Annotated in this window: 9 protein-coding genes and 1 pseudogene; 7 read left to right on the top strand and 3 right to left on the bottom strand. The window is 64.6% G+C overall.

Annotation, left to right across the window (positions count from 1 at the left end):
* Positions 1-247 precede the first annotated feature (247 nt).
* The 4 genes from ABIB73_RS35255 (at position 248) to ABIB73_RS35240 (ending at position 4,243) form a co-directional block, all read left to right on the top strand.
* Positions 248-1,981 (top strand): adenylate/guanylate cyclase domain-containing protein, encoded by a 1,734-nt coding sequence (locus tag ABIB73_RS35255; RefSeq protein WP_354231827.1) that lies wholly within the window; start codon positions 248-250, stop codon positions 1,979-1,981.
* 332 nt (positions 1,982-2,313) lie between these two features.
* Positions 2,314-3,513: a SorA family sulfite dehydrogenase catalytic subunit gene (gene sorA / locus ABIB73_RS35250; protein WP_354231825.1), complete on the top strand. Its 1,200-nt coding sequence runs from the start codon at positions 2,314-2,316 to the stop codon at positions 3,511-3,513.
* Positions 3,514-3,525: 12 nt separating this feature from the next.
* Complete coding sequence (gene sorB, locus ABIB73_RS35245; RefSeq protein ID WP_354231823.1) at positions 3,526-3,834, top strand: SorB family sulfite dehydrogenase c-type cytochrome subunit; 309 nt, start codon at positions 3,526-3,528, stop codon at positions 3,832-3,834.
* 208 nt (positions 3,835-4,042) lie between these two features.
* Positions 4,043-4,243: a cold-shock protein gene (locus ABIB73_RS35240; RefSeq protein ID WP_008134691.1), complete on the top strand. Its 201-nt coding sequence runs from the start codon at positions 4,043-4,045 to the stop codon at positions 4,241-4,243.
* Between the two features lie 168 nt (positions 4,244-4,411).
* Here ABIB73_RS35240 and ABIB73_RS35235 read toward each other — a convergent pair whose 3' ends face one another.
* Positions 4,412-4,873 carry an Lrp/AsnC ligand binding domain-containing protein gene (locus ABIB73_RS35235; protein WP_018643717.1) on the bottom strand — a complete coding sequence of 154 codons (462 nt, stop codon included), beginning with the start codon at positions 4,871-4,873 and terminating at the stop codon, positions 4,412-4,414.
* Positions 4,874-4,987: 114 nt separating this feature from the next.
* Between ABIB73_RS35235 and putA the strand changes: the two genes are divergently transcribed.
* The 3 genes and pseudogenes from putA to ABIB73_RS35220 all read left to right on the top strand — a co-directional run.
* Positions 4,988-7,987 carry a bifunctional proline dehydrogenase/L-glutamate gamma-semialdehyde dehydrogenase PutA gene (gene putA, locus ABIB73_RS35230; protein WP_354231821.1) on the top strand — a complete coding sequence of 1,000 codons (3,000 nt, stop codon included), beginning with the start codon at positions 4,988-4,990 and terminating at the stop codon, positions 7,985-7,987.
* Between the two features lie 307 nt (positions 7,988-8,294).
* Entirely contained in the window at positions 8,295-9,500 is a 1,206-nt protein-coding gene (locus ABIB73_RS35225; protein ID WP_354231819.1) for a CaiB/BaiF CoA transferase family protein, read from the top strand.
* A gap of 159 nt (positions 9,501-9,659) precedes the next feature.
* A pseudogene (locus ABIB73_RS35220) lies at positions 9,660-10,214 on the top strand (glutathione S-transferase family protein); the annotation flags it as partial.
* A 196-nt stretch (positions 10,215-10,410) separates the two neighbouring features.
* Here ABIB73_RS35220 and ABIB73_RS35215 read toward each other — a convergent pair.
* On the bottom strand, positions 10,411-11,961 hold the full coding sequence (locus tag ABIB73_RS35215) for a hypothetical protein (protein ID WP_354231817.1): 1,551 nt from the start codon (positions 11,959-11,961) through the stop codon (positions 10,411-10,413).
* Between the two features lie 93 nt (positions 11,962-12,054).
* Positions 12,055-13,038: a hypothetical protein gene (locus tag ABIB73_RS35210; protein ID WP_354231914.1), complete on the bottom strand. Its 984-nt coding sequence runs from the start codon at positions 13,036-13,038 to the stop codon at positions 12,055-12,057.
* Positions 13,039-13,275 lie beyond the last annotated feature (237 nt).

Raw genomic sequence — 13,275 nt, 5'->3', positions numbered from 1 at the left:
ACAAGCGAAGCGCGGACCCGGGACCCATAACCACAGGGAGCGGTTGTGGCGCGAGCTGATAACCCCGAGTCTTCGCCAAACTACTCCTGGGGCTATGGGTCCCGGATCTGCGCGCGCTTAAGGCGCGCTTGTCCGGGACGACGCCGGAGCGTGGCGGCTTGCCGCGTATGTGATCGGACGGGCCGCTCACAGGCGGAATTTAACTCTCCGCTGGCTGTTCTCCTTGATGAACTGGTACAACCGAATCATGGCCGCCACCGCCCTTTCACGATTGTCCGAACTTGTCCGCGGCACCAGCGCGCGCCAGGTGCGGCTGATCTGCGGCGTCATCCTGTTCGCCTATGTGGTTAGCCATTTTCTGAACCATGCGCTCGGCAACATCTCCGTCGATGCCATGCAGGTTGGGGTCTATTACCATACGACGTTCTGGCAGTTCCGGCCGGTTTCGATCGTGTTCTACGGCGCCGCGCTCACCCATATGGGGCTCGGCGTGTATGCGATGTATCAGCGCCGGCAGTTCCGCTGGCGGACGATCGAGCCGCTGCAACTCGTGCTGGGATTGAGCATCCCCGCCCTCGTCATGGCGCATGTGATCGGCGTGAGGCTCGGCCTGACGCTGTACGGGCATGAAAAGCTCTATCCGCAGGAGCTCTATCTGTTCTTCGTCGCGTCGAACCGCATCTGGACCATGACGATCCTGCTGATCATCGCCTGGGTGCACGGCTGCATCGGCGTCTATTTCTGGCTTCGCCTGAAGGCGTTCTTCACGCGCGCGGCGCCGTTCCTGCTGTCGGCCGCCGTGCTGATCCCGACGCTAGCGCTGCTCGGCGTCTACCAGGGCGGCCGCAGCGTCGCCGCCGACAGCGACGACGGGGAGTGGCGTACGCATAATTTCACGCAGCGCCAGGTCGGCACGGTGGCGGAAGCCGATACGCTCGACCGCATCATCGGCGGACTCACCATGGGTTACATCGGCCTGCTCGGGCTGGTGCTGCTCGCGCGCGGCGTGCGCGGCTGGCGCGAGCGGCGTGGCGGCATGATTGCGCTGTCCTACGGCAACGGCAAGACGTTGCGCGTACCCAAGGGTCTCTCCGTGCTGGAGGCGAGCCTGCGCCATAACGTGCCGCATGCCAGCGTCTGCGGCGGCCGCGCCCGCTGCTCGACCTGCCGCATCCGCATCATTGGCGACCACGCCACCCTGCCCGAACCGTCGCAGCGCGAGGCCTTCGTGCTTGCCCGCGTCGGTACCGCCGATCCCTCGATTCGCCTCGCCTGCCAGCTGCGGCCGAGCTCTGACCTATCCTTCTTCCAGCTTTTCATGCCACAGATGCTGTCGGCGAATGCGCATGCTTCGGCGCCTGCTAGAATCGGCCAGGAGCGCTATCTCGTCAGTCTGTTCGTGGACATGCGCGGCTCGACGCAACTCGCCGAGAAGCGGCTGCCATTCGACACCGTCTTCATCGTCAACCGCTTCCTTGGCGCGGTCTCGCAAGCCGTGATCGAAAATGGCGGCCAGCCGAACCAGTTCGTTGGCGACGGCATGCTGGCGCTGTTCGGCCTCACGAGCGATCCGCAGACGGCCTGCCGGCAGGCGCTGAAGGCCGTTGCCGCCATCGCCACCCATGTGGACGAGCTCAATGAGCTGCTGAGCCACGATCTGCGCCAGCCGATCCGCTTCGGCATCGGCGTCCACGGCGGCGAGGTCATCATCGGCGACATCGGCTATCGCGACCACATCGTCTTCACCGCACTCGGCGATGCCGTCAATGTCGCCGCACGCCTCCAGGACATGACCAAGACGCTCGCCTGCGAGGCGATCGTCTCGGAGGAGGTCCGCCGCACCGCCGGCCTTCGCGACGATGCGCTGCCGCAGCAGGAGGTCGCGATCCGCGGCCGCGACGAGCCCATGGTCGTGCGCGTCGTCGCAGATACGAGGCAGTTGTCGGCGCTCATCGGAGGTGGCGAGCGCGTCGCGGCATAGGGCGCGAGCCACGCGGGAAGTGCGCTCCCTCTCCCGCTTGCGGGAGAGGGTTGGGGAGAGGGTGTCTCCGCAACGGGACAATCCCCACGCGGAGAAAGCCCTCACCCGGCGCATTGCGCCGACCTCTCCCGCAAGCGGGAGAGGTGCAGCGAGCCCGCGGCCAGATTGATTCAACCAAATTAAAAATCACGGCGCAACACCGCGTTGTTGCAACGCAACGGCATGAGCCTGCTGCGAAAGCACGAATTGACTTCATCCGAGTCGTTGCGACAGATGGGCGTGGGTTCGCGGTGATGACCGCTAGCCAACGAAAAGCTCCGGGAGGAGACTACATGTTTGATCGACGCGACCTGCTCAAAGGAGCGGGACTTGCCGTTGTTGCGGCCACCTTGAACTCAACCAAAGCACTGGCACTGGACACCGTCACCCTGCCCTTCGCCAATGGCGAACGACCGCTGGTGAAATATCCGCAGAAGCGGCCGATGATCGGCCTGACCAGCCGGCCGCCGCAGCTGGAAACACCGTTTGCGGTGTTCAACGACGGCCCGATCACGCCGAATAACGCGTTCTTCGTGCGCTATCACCTGTCGGACCTGCCCTACAATCTCGATCCCGACAAGTTCACGCTCGAGGTCAAGGGCAAGGTCGACAAGCCGCTCAAGCTGTCGCTGAAGGACATCAGGAAGATGAAGGCGACCGAGATCGTCGCCGTCAACCAATGCTCCGGCAACAGCCGCGGCCTCGTAGAGCCGCGCGTCGCCGGCGGCCAACTCGCCAACGGTGCGATGGGCAACGCGCGCTGGCGCGGCGTGCCGCTGAAGGCGGTACTCGAGATGGCGGGCGTGCAGGCCGGCGCCAAGCAGGTCGTCTTTGGCGGCATGGACGGCCCGGTCAGCGACAAGACGCCTGATTTCGCCAAAGCGCTGGACTTCGACCACGCCACCGACGGCGAGGTGATGCTGGCCTATGGCATGAACGGCGAGGATCTGCCGTTCCTCAACGGCTTTCCGCTGCGCCTGATCGTGCCCGGCTATTACGGCACCTACTGGGTCAAGCACCTCAACGAGATCACCGTCATCGACAATGTCTATGACGGCTTCTGGATGAAGTCGGCCTATCGGATTCCGGACACGCCGAACAATGCGATCGAGCCAGGCACTGCGCCGAAGGCCACGATCCCGATCAACCGCTTTACCATCCGCTCTTTCATCACCAGCGTGCCTGATGGTGCGAAGCTCAAGGCGGGAGGGACGACGTTGCGCGGCATCGCCTTCGACGGCGGCGAGGGCATCAAGGAGGTTTCGGTCTCCACCGACGGCGGCAAGACCTGGACCAACGCCAAGCTCGGCAAGGATCTCGGCAAATACTCCTTCCGCGAATGGAAGCTGCCGGTGAAGCTCGCGGCAGGTAGCCACGAGCTCAAGGTGCGCGCCACCAGCAATTCCGGCGAGACGCAGCCGGACCAGCCGCGCTGGAATCCGGCGGGCTATTTGCGCAACGTCGTCGAGACCGTCCGCGTCAGCGTGGCCTAAAGGAGAATTATCATGCAGCGCACCGTTCTCCTCGCCATCACGCTCGGCCTCGCCGCAGGCTTCGGCACCGTGACCGCGGCACCCGTCAACTACCAGGTCCCGGACGAGGTCGCCGCGTTCAAGCCCGGCCCCAATCTCGAGGTCGTGCAGAGCAATTGCAGCGCCTGCCACTCGGCCGATTACATCAACACGCAGCCGCCGATGAAAGACAAGAAGGGCTTCTGGCAGGCCGAGGTGACCAAGATGATCAAGGTCTACGGCGCACCGATCGACGATGCCGATGTCGGCAAGATCGTCGATTATCTGGCCGCGACTTATTGATGGATGAGGGGACGCGCGCGATCCAATTGACCGCGAAACGGGCAAAACCGGTAAAAACGCCGCGAAGTTGAGCGATTTTCCGCGAGTTGCCGATATGGTTTGATCTACCAAGCCCGCCACATTCCGCGTATCCTGTTAGGACCGAACCGGCCGGTTGGCGGGGACTGGCGGTTCGAGATCTCGGAGGAAGACCCGCGGAGAAGACGTGATGGCTAAAGGTACGGTCAAGTGGTTCAATCCGACGAAGGGTTATGGATTTATCCAGCCTGCGTCGGGCGGCAAGGATGTGTTCGTGCATATCTCGGCAGTGCAGAAAGCCGGTCTGTCCTCCCTCAACGAGGGCCAGACGGTTGAGTATGAAGAGATCGCAAACCGGGGCAAGACGTCCGCAGAGAACCTCAAAGTATAAGCCCGCCAGCCTTTGCTGCCTCCCGGATTGATCCGGGAGCGGGGTCAAGAAAATTTAGAAGACGATCAGTGCATTCGACGACAGGCGTTGCGATTGCGCACGGAAGGCTATTTGCCCGTAGAGATCGCCGATCAACGCCACAGCAATGACAATCGCGACCGCACTTCGTCAGCCCACCGGCAACGGTGCGTCGCGCTTGATCTCCTCCATCACCGCATAGGTCCGCGTCTCACGCACGCCCGGCATCGACAGCAAGGTCTCGCCGAGGAAGCGCCGATACGCGGTCATGTCGGCAAGCCGCGCCTTCACGAGATAGTCGAAGCCGCCGGCAACCATGTGACACTCCAGCACTTCAGGCGCGAGCTTTACCGCGCGCGCGAAGCGTTCGAAATTGTCCGGCGTGGTCTTGTCGAGCAGCACCTCGACGAACACCAACAGGCCAAGACCGAGCCGGTGCGGATTGAGCCTCGCACCATAGCCCTCGACGAAACCCTCGCGCTGCAAGCGCTTCAGCCGCTCGCCGATCGAGGTCGGCGACAAGCCGATGCGCTCGGCGAGCTCGACATTGGCGATTCGCCCATCCTCCTGCAAAATCGAGAGGATTTTGCGGTCGATTCGATCGAGTTCCATAATTTATACGGCCAACAGGTTACCCATCTTCATTTCCTAAGGCAAATCGACTAATTTGTCTATCGAACTACGGCGACGCGGGCATTACCCTGGATTTCAGCCACAGGACACGCCATGCCGGACATCCCGCCCCCTTTCATCGCTCCCTATGCGCCCGATGATGCCGAGATCGCTGCACGCCTCTTACCGGCTTCCCATCTCAGCCCGCCGCAGGAGGCGCGGATCGACCGGACCGCGACGCGGCTGATCGAGGCGATCCGCAAACGCGACGACCGTTTCGGCGGGGTCGAGGACATGCTGCGCGAGTTCGCGCTCTCGACCAAGGAAGGTCTGGCCCTGATGGTGCTGGCGGAGGCGCTGCTGCGCGTGCCGGACGCGCGCACCGCCGACCAGTTCATCGAGGACAAGCTCGGCGAAGGTGACTTCATCCATCATGAGACCAAGTCCACCGCCTTCCTGGTCAACGCCTCGGCCTGGGCGCTCGGCCTGTCGGCGCGGGTGATCCAGCCCGGCGAGACGCCCGACGGCACCATCGGGCGGCTGGTGAAGCGGCTGGGCGCACCGGCGGTGCGCACCGCCACGCGCCAGGCGATGCGGCTGATGGGCAATCATTTCGTGTTAGGTGAGACCATTGAGCAGGCACTGGAGCGGGGCCGGCCGCGCTCCGGCCAAAAACCGCGCTACTCCTTCGACATGCTCGGCGAAGGCGCGCGCACGGCGGCGGACGCGACGCGCTATTTCGAGGCCTATGCCAGTGCGATCGAAACCATCGGCAAGGCGGCGGGCAGCCATCCCTTGCCCGACCGGCCCGGCATCTCCGTCAAACTCTCGGCGTTGCATCCGCGCTTCGAGGCGATCAGCCACGCGCGCGTGATGCGCGAGCTCGTGCCGCAACTGCTCGATCTGGCCCAGCGCGCCAAGGCGCATAACCTGAATTTCACCGTCGATGCCGAGGAGGCCGACCGGCTGGAGCTCTCGCTCGACGTGATCGCAGCGACGCTTGCAGACTCCTCCCTCGCCGGCTGGGACGGATTCGGGCTCGCGATCCAGGCCTATCAGAAGCGCGCGAGCGCCGTGATCGACTACATCCACGAGCTTGCCCGCGCACACGATCGCAAGCTGATGGTGCGGCTGGTCAAGGGCGCCTATTGGGACACCGAGATCAAGCGCGCGCAGGAGCGCGGGCTCGACGGCTATCCCGTGTTCACGCGCAAGGCCATGACGGATCTGAACTACGTCGCCTGCGCCGCGAAGCTGCTCGCCCTGCGGCCGCGCATCTTCCCGCAATTTGCCACTCACAATGCGCTGACGGTCGCGACCGTGCTGGAGCTTGCCGGTGATGCTGGCTGCTTCGAGTTCCAGCGCCTGCACGGCATGGGCGAAGCGCTCTACGAGCAGCTTGCCAAGGATCACCCCGACATCGCCTACCGCACCTATGCCCCGGTCGGCAGCCATCGCGACCTGCTCGCTTATCTGGTGCGGCGGTTGCTGGAGAACGGCGCCAATTCGTCCTTCGTGGCGCAGGCGGCCGATTATCGCGTGCCGGTGCCGGCGCTGCTGAAGCGTCCGGCCGATCTCATCGTCCGGCCGGATCACGCGCATCACGCCAAAATTCCGCTGCCTGGCGATCTCTTCGCCCCGGAGCGTCATAACTCCAGCGGTATCGAATTCGGCGAGCGCACCGCGCTCGACCGGCTGCTCGCCAACGTCAAGGCCGAGACGGTTGACCTCAGGCTGGTCGCCGATGCAACGCCCGAGCAGGCCAACGCGGCGGTCGCAGCAGCACGCGCGGGCTTTGCGGCTTGGAGCCGGACGCTGGCGGGGACGCGGGCCGCGGCGCTGGAGCAGGCCGCGCATCTGCTGGAAAGCCGCAACGCCCATTTCATCGCGCTGCTGCAGCGCGAAGGCGGCAAGACGCTCGACGATGCGCTGTCGGAGCTGCGTGAGGCCGCCGACTTCTGCCGCTACTATGCCGCGCAGGGGCGAAAGCAATTTTGCAGCGAGGCCGCGATGCCCGGTCCGACTGGCGAGAGCAACGTGCTCGCCATGCGCGGCCGCGGCGTCTTCGTGGCGATCTCGCCGTGGAATTTTCCGCTGGCGATTTTCCTCGGCCAGGTCGCGGCGGCGCTGATGGCCGGCAACAGCGTGGTGGCAAAACCCGCCGAGCAGACGCCGCGCATCGCGCGGGAGGCCGTAGCCCTGCTGCACGAGGCCGGCATTGCCGCAAGCGCGCTGCATTTGGTCACCGGCGACGGCCGCATCGGCGCTGCGCTGACGGCGCATCCCGACATCGCCGGCGTCGTCTTCACCGGCTCGACCGAGGTCGCGCGATCGATCAACCGGACGCTTGCCGCCAAGGACGGGCCGATCGTGCCGCTGATCGCGGAAACCGGCGGCATCAACGCCATGATCGCCGATGCGACCGCACTGCCCGAGCAGGTCGCCGATGACGTCGTCACCTCGGCCTTCCGTTCCGCCGGCCAGCGCTGCTCGGCGCTGCGGCTGCTATTCGTGCAGGAGGACGTCGCCGACCGCATGATCGAGATGATCGCGGGCGCGGCGCGCGAGCTTGGAATCGGCGACCCCACCGATGTCGCAACCCATATCGGGCCGGTGATCGACGTTGAAGCCAAGCAGCGCCTCGATGCGCACGTCGCGCGAATGAAAACAGAGGCACGGCTGCACCTCGCCGGCACGGCGCCCGACGGCTGCTTCGTCGCGCCGCACATCTTCGAGCTCAGGGAGGCCGGCCAGCTCACCGAGGAGGTGTTTGGCCCGATCCTGCATGTCGTGCGGTATCGTGCCGAGAGCCTCGAGCGCGTCCTGCAAGCGATCGAGCGCAGCGGCTATGGGCTCACGCTCGGCGTCCACTCCCGCATCGACGACACGGTCGAGGCGATCATCGATCGCGTCCAGGTCGGCAACATCTACGTCAACCGCAACATGATCGGCGCCGTGGTCGGCGTGCAGCCGTTCGGCGGCAACGGCCTGTCCGGAACCGGCCCGAAGGCCGGCGGCCCGCACTACCTCGCGCGCTTTGCGACGGAGCAGACGGTGACGATCAATACCGCGGCTGCAGGCGGCAACGCTGCCCTGCTCGCGGGGGAGGAATGAGCCTCGCAGCGCGGAGCACGCTACAACGCGTGATGCCTGTTCCGTCATCCTGAGGCGCCGGAGCGTAGCGGAGGCCTCGAAGGGTGAACGGCCGAGATGCAGCCGGGCCGTTCATCCTTCGAGGCTCCCCATGGGGCGCACCACGCCCCATGCCTCGCACCTCTCAGGATGACGGGACTCACACCGCAGCGAAGCCCTGCGCGCGACGCCGTTGCATCCCGACAAAACATCGGTCTAATGCTCCCTCGACATGGCCGCGCCAATTCCAGCGCGCGGGAAACAACAAGAGCGAGGGAGCAACGCCACGATGGAAAAAGGCATTTTTGCAGGGCTCAAGGTTCTGGATTGCGCGAGCTTCATCGCAGCGCCAGCGGCTGCGACGGTGCTGTCGGATTTCGGCGCCGATGTCATCAAGATCGAGCCGCCCGGCGCCGGCGACCCTTACCGCAATCTGCCGAACCTGCCGGGCTATCCCACCGGCGAGCACAATTTCGCCTGGCTCTTGGAGGCCCGCAACAAGAAGAGCCTTGCGCTCGACCTCTCCAAGCCCGAGGCGCAGGCGGTGCTCTACAAGCTCGTCGAAGAGGCCGACGTCTTCATCACCAACATGCCGCCGCCGGTGCGTGCCAAGCTCGGCATCACCCATGACCACCTCGCGCATCTTAACGACCGCCTGATCTATGCCTCCTTCACCGGCTATGGCGAGAAGGGCGAGGAGGCCAACAAGCCCGGCTTCGACAGCAACGCCTATTGGGCGCGCTCCGGCCTGATGGACCTCGTCCGCGCCGACATCGACACGACGCCGGCCCGCTCGGTCGCCGGCATGGGCGACCATCCCTGCGCCATGGCGTTGTACAGCGCGATCGTCACCGCGCTCTATCAGCGCGAGAAGACCGGCAAGGGCTCGCATGTCGCCTCCAATCTGATGGCGAACGGCGTGTGGGCGGCGAGCGTGCTGGCGCAGGCCAAGCTTTGTGGCGCGAAGTTCGGCGAGCGGCGCCCGCGCGAGCGCGCGCTCAACGCCGTGACCAACCATTATCAGTGCAAGGACAGCCGCTGGATCATCCTGTCGCTGCTCAATGAGGACCGGCAGTGGCCGACACTCGCACGCTGCATGGGGCGCGAGGACCTCATCAGCGATACCCGTTTTGCCACCAAGCCTGACCGCCACGCCAGCTCCGTCGAGTTGATCAAGATCTTTGACGAAGTGTTCGTCACCAAAGATCTCGCCGAATGGCGCAAAATCCTCGACGGCAATGGGCTGGTGTTCGGCGTCGTCGGCATTCTCGACGACATCCCGAACGACAAGCAGATGCTCGACAACGAGGTGCTGGTGCCGTTCGAGAACGACACCATGCTGACCATCTCCAGTCCGATCTGGATCGACGGCACCAAGAAGGTTCAGCCGCGCAAGCCGCCCGGCGTCGGCGAGCACAGTGACGAGATTCTGCGTGGGGCGGGATACGACGAGGCGGCGATCAACCAGCTGCGAGGATTGGGGGCGGTGGGGTAAGGGCTTCGGCGGCACCAGATACACCGACGTCGTCCCGGCCCTCGCCGGGACGACGATGGGCGCGGATGCATTGCTGGATTTCTTCGCTGCGCTCGCAATGACGACGTGGGATCATCTCGGTATAACAATCGACAAAGCATCCCGCGCCGTGAGGTCCCCATGCCCAGCTACCGCCTGCACTACTTCCCCGAATCCGGCAACAGCTACAAGCTGGCGCTGATGCTCACCCTCTGCGGCGAAAAGTTCGAGCCGGTCTGGACAGACTTCAGTGGCAGCGTGACGCGGACGCCAGAATGGCGCAGGACCGTGAACGAGATGGGCGAGATTCCCGTGCTCGAAGTCGACGGCGTGAAGTTGACGCAGACCGCGCCGATCCTGCTCAAGCTTGCCGAGCAGTGTGGCCGCTTCGGCGGCGACACGGCGGAGGAAAAATTCGAGCTGTTGCGCTGGCTGTTCTGGGACAACCACAAGCTCACCGGCTACATGGCGACCTACCGCTTCATGCGGACGTTCATTCCCAATGGCGATCCGCACGTGCTGAAGCATTTTCGCCACCGGATCGACGATTTTCTCGGCATCCTGGAGCAGCACCTCAGCCGCAACGAGTTTGCGATCGGCGCCAAGCCGAGTGTCGCTGACTTTTCGATGATGGCTCATCTGCATTATCCGAGCGACGAGCACGGCTACGATTTCGCAGCCAGCCATCCCGCCATTCTGCTACCGGAGCGCCAGCCAGCCGAGCGTGAACAAAATCCCGCCGATGATCACGACCACCGCGACCGCCCAGGTGCTGACGCGGATGCTGCCGGTAACCTGTTTGGCTTCTTCATTCCGCGCGATCTCGCGATTGCGCTCCTTGTTGGCGTCGCTGGTATCCGTCATGGGTCATCCAAAATCGGCTATCGCCGCGCTAGCGCGTCTTGATGAAGCACATGCCGATGCGGCTCGAGGCCGAAGCAGCCTGACAGGTGAGACCTTTAGCACAGGTCCATGACGTAAAACTCCTGTCAGCCGTTCCCGATCCCGGATCTGGCAAATAACAATGCGCGCCCCAGCCGTCCTGATACTCGGTACCGGCCAGCTCCTGGCCGCCGCGGGTCTGCGGGCGGCTGGCAAATCCGCGTGAGAAATCAGGGCGTTTGCCCGTGGCGAACGCGGTCAGGATGTCGCGGCGGCGGAACTGGTCGCCGAAGAAATGCGGCGAGGCCGGCACGATGTTGGAATTCGACGGCTTGTCCGCAAGCCAGTCCACGCCCGGGAAATGGAAGCCGCCGATGCCGCGAGTCTGGTGGCAGCCCGAGCAGGTGACGTCGTTGAGGCGGCGTTGAAAGCCCGCGACCGAGCGGATGTTCTCCATGGCGATGCCGCGTGCGGCCGCCTGCTTCAGCGCACCGACCACATCGTTGTCGGTGAAGACCGGCTCGCTTTTACCCTCGCCTTTGCCTTCCCCCTGCATCATTCCGAACTCCGGTTGCAGGTCCGATGCATCGAAGCCGGCCGGCGTCGGCGCGATCGCAGACTTGGCCAAAAACTTCTCCGGGATCAGCACCGTGCCGCGATCGAACTCGCGAAAATTCCCAGGCGCGAGCAGCCAGGCCTTGAAGTCGCGCCGGAGCGCGTCGTCGGCGAGGATCCGATCGCGGTCGATCTGGTTCTCCAGCGTCGATTCCTCGAACTGCTTTGTGGCGGCGTCGTACTTGAACACCTTCAATAGATAGTCGGATCGGAAATCGTGCAGGGCCGATTTCGGCGCGATCGAGATCTGGATGTTGGTCTCGATGCGGTCGAGCATGGCATCGTAGGGAAAGAAGGCTCCGCCGATCAGCCCCTGCCAGTCGCCATTGTCGAGCCAGCGCCGCGCGACCTCGGCGCAGGTGACGGGCTTGCCGTTTGAATCGGTCTGGCGGGCATCCCTCGCCTTCATCACCAGATTGAGCGTCATCGGCAGTCGCGTCGCGGACTTGCCGCCGTCCGGCTTGGTCTCGAACCGGGCAAGGCGATAGATCAGCCGGATCTCGCCACAGGACTCTTCCGACACATAGGCGCGGTCCATGCGGTTGACGATACCGGCCAGCACAAAGCGCGTGTCAGGGGATTTCAGGACGGCCCGACCGAACAGCTGGACGTCAAAACCTTCGCCGACACCGATGGTCTCGCTTGGCGAGGCCGCCTTGTGTTGCGTGACATAGCGATCGAACTCCGCATCGATCGCCGGCAGAATCTCCTTGAGCTGCGGTAGTGACGAGAACAGCAAATCGCTCGTCAGCGGAACGTCTGCTTTGCGCTCAGGCTGCAACAGGCGCGCGACCGTCAGCGCATCGTTCTGGTCGAGCTTGCGCAGGAGATCGGGATCGGTGATCGCGGTGCCGCGCGCGAGCTGCGCGTTTTCCGCAGCCATTGACGACACGGCGCCGCCAAACAACACGACGACGGCAACGAGAATTCGCAACACGCGGCTCATGCCTTCAGTAACACCGCGCGGGTCCGCCTATTCAAGCAAAAAGGCGCTTCACATCGTGGTGAAGCGCCTCTTTGAAAGTCGGATATCGACCGCTCAGCGCGCGACGATCAGGCCCTTGCTGGTGACGACCACCCAGCGGCCGTCCTGGCGGCGGATCGCGTCGACGCGCCCGACCCCGGGAATGGGATCGCCGGCATAGACCTCGTAAAGGCCTCCGCGGCCCTCGATCAGCGCACCGCCATTGGCGACGTCGCGCAGTACCCAGCCTTCGACCGTCGGCAGCCTGCCGACCTCGGTCTTGGGCGCAGCGGGCGTGGGAACCGGCGCGGCAGCTGCGGTCGCAACCTGGGTCGGCGCGATCGAACCGGTGGTCTCCCTCGCGGGCGCCGCAGCCGCGGCCTGCGCGGGGGCGGCAGGCGGCGTGGCGCGGAGCTTGTCGACGGTCTCGGACAGCTTTGCGATCTTGGCCATCGGCTCGGCCTGCGCCTTCTCGAGCTTGTCGAGACGATCGTTGGCCCGGTTGGACTGGCTGAGACCGGTCTTCGCGGTATGCTCGACATTCGCCTTGAGCGCGACGAGGTCGGCATCGATCCTGGAGACCGAGGATTCCAGCGCGCTGGTATCGGCCACCTGCGCCGGCGCTGGGCTGGCGGCAAAATGCATGACGCCGGCGGTCGCGAGCGCGCCGCTGATAGCGCCGACGCACGCCGCGATCGCCACCACCGCGGCCATCGCCGACAGACGGCGCTTGCCGCTGGTCTCGCGCACTTCGTCCGCCTTCACATGCGGGGCAAACTCTTCGTGGTCCCAGGACCTCTCCGAGGGCGCCATCACGATCAGCTTGCCGGGCTTCGGCTCGGGCTTGGTTTCGGGCTTGGCGTCAGCCTCCGGCTTGGCGCCGAACTTCGGCAACTCGATCCTTGGCACCGCGATCCTGGGCGCCTCGACCGTTGGAGCATCTGCTTTGGGCGGTGCCTCGTGGTCGGGGGCGATCGAGGGGGCTTCGACGCCGGCGGCGGCCTCGACGGCCTGCGACGCGGCAGCGGCGCCAGTATCCTGGACGACCTGTTCGGGCATTGGTTCGCTCACGGCTCAAATACTCCTGTCAAGATTGACCTTTTGGTAACTTTCATTGCTTGCGAATTCCTTACCTCGGAACCCGCTTACCGAAATTTTAGGAACTCGTCCGAGGCCGAATTGGGTCGGCAAAGTGGAACCGGCGTGACGGCGTGCAACAAATTGTCAGCCGATGCTGCCCTGCAGCAGGCCACTTGCCTTAGCCCAAGGGGTTGTTTGCCCGTCACTGTTCCCCGG

This window comes from Bradyrhizobium sp. F1.4.3, assembly GCF_040548375.1.
Taxonomy (GTDB): Bacteria; Pseudomonadota; Alphaproteobacteria; order Rhizobiales; family Xanthobacteraceae; genus Bradyrhizobium.
Note: the sequence above shows the minus strand (reverse complement) of the source record. Positions and strands in the feature narration are given on the sequence as shown.